Source organism: Oceanispirochaeta sp. (genome assembly GCF_027859075.1).
GTDB lineage: Bacteria > Spirochaetota > Spirochaetia > DSM-2461 > DSM-2461 > Oceanispirochaeta.
In genome coordinates this window covers 1-9,752 of sequence record NZ_JAQIBL010000251.1, presented here as the reverse complement: position 1 = coordinate 9,752, position 9,752 = coordinate 1, and the positions used below count along the sequence as shown (strand labels likewise).

6 protein-coding genes are annotated in these 9,752 nt (G+C 45.0%); 2 read left to right on the top strand and 4 right to left on the bottom strand.

Annotated elements, in window-relative coordinates:
* Nucleotides 1-76 precede the first annotated feature (76 nt).
* The 4 genes from PF479_RS13890 to PF479_RS13875 all read right to left on the bottom strand — a co-directional run bounded on the left by PF479_RS13890 (nucleotide 77) and on the right by PF479_RS13875 (nucleotide 7,347).
* Nucleotides 77-1,372 (bottom strand): ABC transporter substrate-binding protein, encoded by a 1,296-nt coding sequence (locus PF479_RS13890; protein ID WP_298007628.1) that lies wholly within the window; start codon nucleotides 1,370-1,372, stop codon nucleotides 77-79.
* Between the two features lie 102 nt (nucleotides 1,373-1,474).
* Nucleotides 1,475-2,992 carry a response regulator gene (locus PF479_RS13885; protein ID WP_298007626.1) on the bottom strand — a complete coding sequence of 506 codons (1,518 nt, stop codon included), beginning with the start codon at nucleotides 2,990-2,992 and terminating at the stop codon, nucleotides 1,475-1,477.
* Nucleotides 2,989-4,731: a sensor histidine kinase gene (locus PF479_RS13880; RefSeq protein WP_298007624.1), complete on the bottom strand. Its 1,743-nt coding sequence runs from the start codon at nucleotides 4,729-4,731 to the stop codon at nucleotides 2,989-2,991. The genes PF479_RS13885 and PF479_RS13880 overlap by 4 nt, the downstream gene beginning before the upstream one ends.
* 33 nt (nucleotides 4,732-4,764) lie before the next feature.
* Nucleotides 4,765-7,347 carry an alpha-L-rhamnosidase gene (locus PF479_RS13875; protein ID WP_298007622.1) on the bottom strand — a complete coding sequence of 861 codons (2,583 nt, stop codon included), beginning with the start codon at nucleotides 7,345-7,347 and terminating at the stop codon, nucleotides 4,765-4,767.
* A 162-nt stretch (nucleotides 7,348-7,509) separates the two neighbouring features.
* On the opposite strand from PF479_RS13875, the gene PF479_RS13870 reads away from it, so the two are divergent.
* Both PF479_RS13870 and PF479_RS13865 read left to right on the top strand, forming a co-directional pair.
* On the top strand, nucleotides 7,510-9,192 hold the full coding sequence (locus PF479_RS13870) for a sensor domain-containing diguanylate cyclase (RefSeq protein ID WP_298007620.1): 1,683 nt from the start codon (nucleotides 7,510-7,512) through the stop codon (nucleotides 9,190-9,192).
* A gap of 27 nt (nucleotides 9,193-9,219) precedes the next feature.
* Nucleotides 9,220-9,752, top strand: a 533-nt coding sequence (locus PF479_RS13865) for a Gfo/Idh/MocA family oxidoreductase (RefSeq protein WP_298007618.1), incomplete at its 3' end; no start/stop codon positions are given.

The window sequence follows — 9,752 nt, the reverse complement described above, 5'->3', positions numbered from 1 at the left end:
TAATTATATCCTGATAAAAAAGGCAATTCCCGGAATTGAAAATTGCCTTTTAATTATTTAAAAATATTTATAGAAATCACCAACCGGGAAGATTCAGCTGTTTTGCCTGTTTTTCTGTGTCTCTGTCATATTTGGCAGCAGCATCAACAGGAGATGATATACCAGAACCAACTTCAACACAAATCTGTGGAGAATTGGGAGCCTTGACGGGAGTGATAAACTCAAGAGCAGGAGCCGTTCTGTCCTCATTGAAATATTTCATCAGGTCCAGGATTCCCAGAGGGGTGTCTGCAGGCAGTTCAACACCTTTGACCACATAGGGACCATCTGCTTTATTTGTCTTTGAATAAATGTCCAATCCTTCGGGAGATACATAAAAATCTGCCCACTGGAGTGCCAAGTCTGTGTTGTCACCATTTTTGTAAATATAAATAGAGTTAGGAAGCCAGACTGTGGCACCATTTAAACCGGGTTTGTTATCTGGCTGAGCAAAGAAACCGATGTCATCTATCTGATCAGGATAGTTCTGGTTTAAGGCGGCAAAGGCAAAGGTCAGCATAGGGTATTGTACACCGTCTCCCGAGGCGAGCATCCGGAGACCTTCGTCATAGGTGGTAGCCAGGTAGTCTTTGTTCATATAGCCTTTTTTCTGAACTTCTTCATATTTATAGAAGGCCTGCAGAGCGGCAGGCTCAGTGGAATATTTGGCCTGATTTTTAGTAAAACGTTCTGCGAAGTCAGGAACCTGCTGCTGTACATAGTAAAAATCTGAGAGAAGAAACAGTTGTGATGTCCAGTCATCCTTGTAAGAGCCTATGATGGCAGTCTTTCCGGCATTTTTGATGACTTCGCTGTTGGCCATAAAGGCATCCCAGGTTGTGGGAACTTTCAGGCCCAGCTCTTTATAGACTCTCTTATTGTATAGGATTCCTCCAGCTGCGGATGAGCTGGCAGGGATTCCAAAAATCTTACCGTTGACAGTAACAGTCTGTTTGTATGCGGGTGATATTTTATCCATATAGGGTTTATCTGTGAGGTCTACAAAATTGCGTTCAGGATTCAGAGCGGGTAGAAGAGATCCCGAGTTGAAATAGATCAGATCTGACATTTCTCCCGTGTCCAGTATTGTTTTGAGAAGTTTTTCACCTTCCTCACCACCAGGGCGCAGTTCAATTTCTGTTTTAATTCCTGTTTTTGCCTCAAAGGCATCTGCCACGGCTATCATACCTGTCAGGGATGTTGCATTATCCACCAGAAGGGTTAAGACTTTTGCTTCCTCTTTCATTTTGGTATCCGGACTCTGCTGTCCCGAGGCAAAGGCGAAGGTTCCAATCAGAACCACCAGTAAAAATACCAGTACATTACGTTTCATAAACACTCCTTTAGTAAAAGCTTTTACACTTTTTTTCATCTAAACTCAGATTAGGGCTGTTTTTTTTACTTGTATATGGACGATTTAGTACAAAGAATTGGACTATTCATTTTTCAGCTCCAGATATTGACGAGGGGAAAATCCGGTCTGACATTTAAAAACACGGCTGAAATAGGAAGAATCCTCATAGCCGACAATTCTGGAAATTTCCTTGAGGGGTATATGAGGTGATTTTTTCATGATTCTGATGCTTGTATTGACTCTCTGCTGGCGAATATACTCGATGGCACTCATTTTCTCATGCTTATGAAAGAGTTTATTCAGATAGGACTGGGATATACTGAATTGTTCGCAGAGAGCGGGAACTGACAGGTCTTCGGCCATATGCTGTTCCACATACTCTTTTATATGAAGGAAGGATTCCCGGCTTCCCATCCCGGGAGGCGATTTCTGGGTGCTGTTTTGAAGGTGCAGAACAATGGCCATGTAATTATTTAAAAGTGTCTTGAAATCTCCCACATCCTGAGATGACTTATCCATCATGATTCCTGACTCAATCTGCAGGCGGTTTTTGTCGTTGCAGAATCCGAGTATATGATTTAAAAACTGATTAAACTCCATTTCTATCTGCAGAAGGCTTACCTTCTGGGTATGACATTCCCTGAGCCAGTTCTGCAGGGGTTCTCTGACCTGATCCAGGGCGCTGGTCTTAATTAAAAATTCAACATTCCTGAGAAATACGGAACCCAGTTCCACAAAGTTACTCTGAAACTGTTCGTTACCCTGTTCATACAAAACCTGAGACTTTCCCAGGACTGTTCTTTCTCTGAGCAGGCTGTATAGAATATCCAAAATTTCTGTTATTCTATAGAGAAGGAAATCGAGGGATAAGGCTGCCGTGTAATACAGGCAGGAGGGGATCTGACGGCTGAAGTCTTCTATGATAGTTTTAAACCGGCTGTAATGAATTTCTTCCTTGGGGCAGAGGATGTAATACTCATTATTGTCTCTCCCTGTAAAGAGATATATACCCATTTTTTCCTCTTCTGTGATCTGTTCATAGAGGAGAGACCTCAGCAATTCCGATGGATTATAACATACCTTTTTATGGAATTTGGGATGCAGACCATTTATTCTGATGACAGCAATTCTGAAGCAGGTCTTACCGGCGGGCAGACTGATTTCGTAATCTTTAAGGGAGAGGTATTTCTGAATCAGTCTATGAGTTTTCCAATATGACTTCTGGCACAAACGGCTATGGATCTCTGCCATTACTGTTTCCAGCGCCTTAATATTGATGGGTTTAAGCATGTATTCAATCACTTCATTTTGAATAGCCTGCCGGGCATATTCAAATTCCTGATGCCCGCTGAGAATGATAGTATGTATCTCTGGAAACTGTTTTCTAACTTTTTGGGACAATTCAAGTCCATCACAGTGAGGCATTCGTATGTCTGTAATGAGCAGATCAGGCTGATTTTTCTGCATCTTTTTCAGGGCTTCAAGACCATCTTCTGCGGTATCCTGTACAGAAAATCCAGGACATCTCTTTTCAATGGTTGTTTTAAGATGCCTCATGGCTGCCGGCTCATCTTCTACGAGCATGACTGTAAATATCATGTCCCTGCTCCTTTTGAGATTTTAATCTTAACTCCTCCAGAGAGTCTGTTCTCAATACTAAAATCAATGTCATCATTGAAATAGAGGAGTAGACGTATATAAGTATTGACTAATCCCAGGCCGCCCAGATTTAATTCTACAATTTCTTTACTGATGATGATGCGGTTTTTTACTTTTTTTATTTCAGATTCAATCCATTCCAGTTTTTCATCTGAAATCCCACAGCCGTTGTCCAGTATTTCCAGGTACCAGCTCCCCACGGACTCCAGAGGACCGCCCTTTATTTCGATATGGACGTTTTGTTTCCCTTTCTGGAAACTGTGATCTACGCTGTTTTCAACCAGGGGCTGCAGAATGATTTTGGGGATGACCTGATCAAGGATGTTCTCATCAATCTTAATGACATAAGTGAGCTTATGTTCATAGCGTTTTTTCAGAAGAACAAGAAAATCTGTCACATGTTCGATTTCCTGCCGAATCGATGAGTCTCTCTGTTGTGTGGACGTGGAATAACGCAGCATAGAGGCAATATGATCACACATTTCACAGATCTCCATATTATCACTCTCCAGGCCCATGCTGGAAATCACATTGAGTATATTGAAGAGGAAATGAGGATTCACCTGGGCCTGGAGGGAGTCAAAATTGGCCTGTACCTGAAGAGACTGGGACACAATTTCTCTTTTAACCGATTCATTTAAACGGTTTTGGAGGAGGGTAAATGCATAGTTCAGAGATTCTATCTCGTTATGAGAGCTTTGCAGGTCTACCGAAAGAGGCAGGGTTCCCAGATCAATGGAATTGATATGGCGGGTTAATTTCTCAAGGGGCTTTGTGAGCTGGAGTGTAAAATACCGGACAAAAACCAAAGACAGAAACAGGATGCTGATGACCCCGATCATAGAAAACAGAATGATTGAGTTCAGTGAGGCAAAGGCATCTTTCCGTGAATACTTCAATTCAATGGTTATCTGGGTATATTTTGATGTGGTGGAGAAGGCGAAGCCTTTTGGGGTTGCCCCATGCTGACCGTTCTGGAACAGAACATTGCCTTCTTTTGTTTTCACATCAATAGCGATGGCCATATCCGGGGGCAGGGTAAAAATATCCTCGATAAGAGAGTAGGGGTTCTGTACCTCAATGTAGCCATTGATTTCATTTTCTTTTTGACCCACAACAGCCCTCATCAGGGCAAAAACCCTGATGACGTTTTCTTTCTGCCACTGATCCGGGTAGGGAGGCAGTATCAGTATTTTCCCTTTTCTGGCATCCACGATTTTCAGCATCGGGTTGTCATTCAGCCAGCCTTTAATGATGTTGGCTCCGGGTCTGGGCTCGAAATTGTTGGAAAAAAAGTCTGCTTTGGGGGTATACACCGCCACCCGGTGAAAGTCTCTCATGATGGAATAGCGGTACAATGATTTTTCAACCGTCAAAAGGGCGTCAACAATAGCCAATCTATTCTCAGGGATTTCACGGTCAAAAATGGACAGTGTGGCCAGGGCCGGCATGAAATCCCATTGTGAGAGAAGGTCTATGGTGACAAAATCCATGGTAGAAAGGACCGTATCCAGCTGGCTGGCCATCTTTTCACCCCGGTTGGTCAGATCTTCCTTTATCCTTTTTTCTCCCTCGGTATAGAAGAAGAAAAAATAAAAGGAACTGATCAGAACAACCAGGAGGGTGACAAAGAGAGAGTAGACCAGGATTAATCGTTTCTGGAAACTGATGGTTGCCATAGATTTAAGATTATACCCCAGATTTCATCAGGATCAGGGTAAATCTACCTGGAAGGAATATTCACCGGAACCAAGCTCGCTATACTTCTCCTGACCCGGCAGCTTCATCCTGCCTCTGGCATTCACCGGGATCTGAAGGGTACATGAAAATTCCCTGTCCTGGATTTTCCAGGAGATGGATGCTTTTCCAAAGGGGGTCATCTGGCTGGCCCTGGCATGGGTCAGGCCTCCTCCGGGTTGAGGCTGAAACAGGATTGTTTTGTATCCTGGATCATTCTCATCGAGAGACAACCCTGCTACAACGGTGTACATCCAATATCCCACTGAACCGTAGGCATAGTGATTAAAGGAGTTCATATCGGGGCTCCAGAGGCTGCCGTCGGGTTTTAAACCATCCCAATGCTCCCAGATGGTGGTGGCACCCTGTTTGACCTGGTACAACCAGGAGGGATAATCCTCCTGAAGAAGGAGTTTATACGCCTTGTCCAGACGGCCGTTGCGGCTTAAGGCTGCACAGAGATAGGGGGTTCCCAGAAATCCGGTGAGCAGATGATCCTCTTCATTTTCAAGGAGTCTGACCAGGGTATCCACAGTCCGCTTGATATAGGGTTCGGGAGTGAGATTAAAATACAGGGCAAGCACATGGGCTGTCTGTGTATTCACTGCCAGCCGTCCGGTCGGAGTGAAAAACTCATTCTGAAAGGCCTTAACGATGCGTTCATAGAGATTTGTGAATTCCTTAAGATCCTTTTGAAATCCCAGTACTTTTGCCGTTTTTATCATGATCTGGACTGAGTTGGCATAAAACACGGTGGCCGTAAAATCATTGGGTGTGGCTCCAAAATAGCTGCCTTCTTTGGCATCCAGGGCGACCCAGTCTCCAAAGTGAAATCCTGTGTCCCAGAGAACCTCATCCCTGGCTTCCCCGCGCATATAGGATATCCAGCCTTTCATGGCGTCATAATTCTCTTCCAGAATCTGAGGGTCTCCGTACTGGACATATATTTCCCAGGGACAGATAGTCATGGCATCGGCCCATCCCGTGGCGGAATGGGCTCCCTTGAGTATGTCATCCTGGGAGGCGACATCCTGCAGTACATCTGGAATGACATGGGGTATGCCTCCCTTCTCATTCTGTTCACTTCGCATATCCCGCAGCCATTTGGTGAAGAACCCGGAGGCGTCCATCAGATTACAGGCGGTGCTGATAAAAACCTGAGCATCCCCGGTCCATCCCAGACGTTCATCCCTCTGGGGGCAGTCTGTAGGAATATCCAGGAAATTACCTTTCATGCCCCAGAGGATGTTGTGGTGCAGCTGGTTGAGGAGGGGGTGGGAGCAATCAAAATCTCCGGATTTCTCCATGTCGCTGTGAAGTACAATCGCTTCGAAATCATCGGCCTTCACCTTTCCAGGATACTCTTCGACCAGGACGTACCGGAATCCCTGGAAGGTAAACCGGGGCTGATATACCTCTGTTCCCTCACCCTTGAGGGTGTAGAGAATCTCCTGCCTGGCAGAGCGAAGGTTCTCAGTATAAAATTCTCCCGGAGGGCTCAGAATCTCGGCATGTTTCAGCTTAACCCGGTCTCCCGCCTTTCCTTTGACCTTAAAACGGACAAATCCTGTCATATTCTGTCCAAAATCAATGATACTTCGACCCTGGGAGTCCAGGATGATTTCCCTGGGTTTCAGAGTTTCCTGAGGAAGGGTCAGGGGGCCATCCTGGGCTGTAATTTGCACTGATTCTGGAGCAGGAAGAATTTCAACCTCTGTCCAGGATCGGGGATTCTCCCGGCGGGCATCATACTCTTCTCCATGGTAAATCTCTGAACTGATGACGCCGGTAGTACCGGCCTTCCAGGTTTTATCTGTTTTAATCCATTCCTGTGAGCCATCTTCAAAGCGAAGGAGGATCTGCATACTGAGGGCATTCCTTTTCCCATACACGCAGCGCTTGCCAACCCATCCGGCCAGATCTCCCTTGTACCAGCCGGCGCCAATATGGCCGGCAAGAATGTTTTCACCCTCCCGAAGATTTTTTGTTATGTCATAGCACTGATAGAGCAGCCGTTTTGAATAGTTGGTCCAGCCCGGTGTCATCTGCTGGTTGCCAATACGCTCTCCCTGAACAAAGGCCTCATACACACCCAGGGCCGTGGCATACAGACGCGCTGATTCCAGACCTTTCCTGATGTTGATCTCTTTCTGAAAGATCCAGCCTTTTGATAATTTTTCATCTGTATCTTCCGGGGAGGATATAAAGGGAGCTCTCCACTTGCCATGGCTTAATAATGATGTTTCAAAGTAGGCTGCCCGGCTCCATTCACTGCTGTTTTTAAAGTTGTCTGTTATCCGTATCCTGAACCAGTATCTTGTTACCGGTAATAGCTTTGAACCCTGATATTTAATTGAATGAGACCGGGAGCTTGTCACAGGGCCGCTCTGCCAGACGAACTGGGTGAATTCCTTATCTGTCGAGACTTCTATCTCATAGGATTTTTGGCTTATCTCTTTCTCAAGACTCTCTGATATCCAGGAAATCCGGGGTGTCCCTGAATCAATACCGATAGGATTTGTGAGGTTTTCACATTTAACATTGTTTATATTTAACATACTGGTCTCCTCTGATGTATTCGGATACAATTGTAGGGTCTATAGGATTATACATATATGGATTATTGAGTACTCCTGTATGGATGATTCAGTTTCTAACAATTCAGGGTAATATCTGAATCTTGGCAGATTTAATCACAAAGGGATATATATTCAAATCTAATGCAAAGAAATAATTCATTTCCTGATGCCTATTGTCCTATCACAGGCTTGGCTCTCAGGCAATTTGATGAGTGGAAAGACGTTTCCATGGGGCCTACATTCAGTTGCGGTTATAAAATCCTGGGCCAAAAAACTCTTGTTCTCCAGGGGCGCGGTTATGCGGATCTGGATGCGGAAATGGCTTCAATCGGATTCGGATATAACATCGTCAGCCAGTATATGGATTCTCCCCCGGAGTATCTGATCATTCAGGACTGGACAGATTACAAAAACGCCTCTGGAAAAGCACGGAATTATTATATTAAATCCCTTGTCAATGATACCGCCCTGGTGGGGATCATCTTCTGTAATGCCACTCCGAATCAGGACATGAGCGTGATTCTTGGAAATAAATTGGGAATCCTGAATAAGGAAGTCCGAATCTGTCAGTCCTATCGTGAAGCCGCCCTGATGGCTGCCCGGTTTGAGCAGCTTGGTCAAATCCCCCGAGTGAAATTCTCATTTTTTACCAGATTGAGAACTCAGAATAAGCATCTTAGGAAAAATATCTTTAATGGACCGATTCAGGATTTGCTGGAATACCTGAATAGTATTGACTGGACCTCCAGGAAACCCAGTCCCAGCGGATATGATATCGATTCGGATCATCCCCTTTTGCCCATTTTTGATGCTCTCACTCTCATTAAATCCCAGCTGGATAAGACTACAAATGAGCGCAATACCTATATGGGTCAGTTATTGGACCATCAGGAAAGACTGGAAATGGAACTGGAAAACAGGACACAAAAGATACGTGAAGGGGAGCAATCCTTCTCCCGAATCCTGGAATATTCCCCTGTCGGCATTGTGCTCATGGATAAAGACCTTTGTGTTACTTTTATAAACAGACAGACCCAGGACTGTTTCGGTTATTCATTGGATGATTTAAAAGGAGAGGGTCTCCTTGCACAAATTGTTGAGAGGATTGAAAAAACTGAAAACATTATACTGATAGACAAGTTGAAATCCCTCCTTCCTCCCCCCGCCGAACCGGGCAGTTATGGTCCTATAGATATTAAAATACCCGCAAAGGATGAGTCTTCCCATCATACAGAAGTTACCTTCACGGCCATCGAAGAAGGGTATCTTATCTCCATTGTGGATGTGACCAAAAGAAAATTGGCCGAAGAAAAACTGTATTCCCAGTCGGTGACAGACGCCATGACAGGCCTCTATAACCGAAGGCACTATCAGGAATGTATTGAGAATGAGTTTCTCAGATCTAAAAGGTATGATCATCCCCTGACCCTGATCATATTTGATGTCGATTTATTCAAATTGATAAACGATCAATACGGACATCCTGCGGGTGACTCGGTTTTGTGTTCTCTGGCAGAATTGACTCGAAGCTGTTTCCGCTCCACCGATCTCATTTTCAGGATAGGGGGCGAGGAGTTTGCGGTGCTTCTTCCCGAAACAGAAGAGGATCTGGGATGGATGGCGGCAGAAAGGTTTCGCTGTGCCGTTGAAGAGAATAGAACCGTCTATGAAGACAAGCTCATCTCCCATACCATCAGTTTGGGAATCGGTACCACGAATAATAATATTGAAAACGTCGGAGACTTTATCAAGCAGACAGATATCGCCCTATACCGTGCAAAACACAGAGGCCGAAACTGCTCTGAGACTGCTGTTTATCAGTAACTTAATTATAGAAATAAGGAGTCTATTTTGAAAATCGGAATCATCGGCTGCGGCATCATTACCCAGGAAGCGCATCTCCCTGCTCTATTGAGATTGAAAGACAAAATCGAAGTGATTTCCCTGTGCAATCACTCCCTTCCCAAAGCGGTGAAGACTGCCGAACTTCTGGGCATACCGGAACTTCCCGTATATACGGACTGGCAAAAAATGATCCGTGAAGAATCCGGTCTGGAAGCCGTTTTGGTTTCCCTTCCCATTCCGCTGAATTATCCGGTGAGCCGTCAATGCATCGATGCTGGTCTGCATGTGATCTGTGAGAAGCCGGCCGGAGTGGATGGTAAAGAAGCGGCCCTGACCATGGAGCTGAACAAGGATGGAGGCCCCCTGTTTATGACAGGCGAGAACTATCATTATCACCCGGGATTCCAAAAAGCCAGGGAACTCTGCGTGAGCGGTTTGATCGGCTCAGTGCATTCCCTCCAGTGGAATGTCCTCCAGTTTATGGGAGTGGATAATAAATTCAATCAGACCCTCTGGCGGAACCAAAATGAGTACCCCGG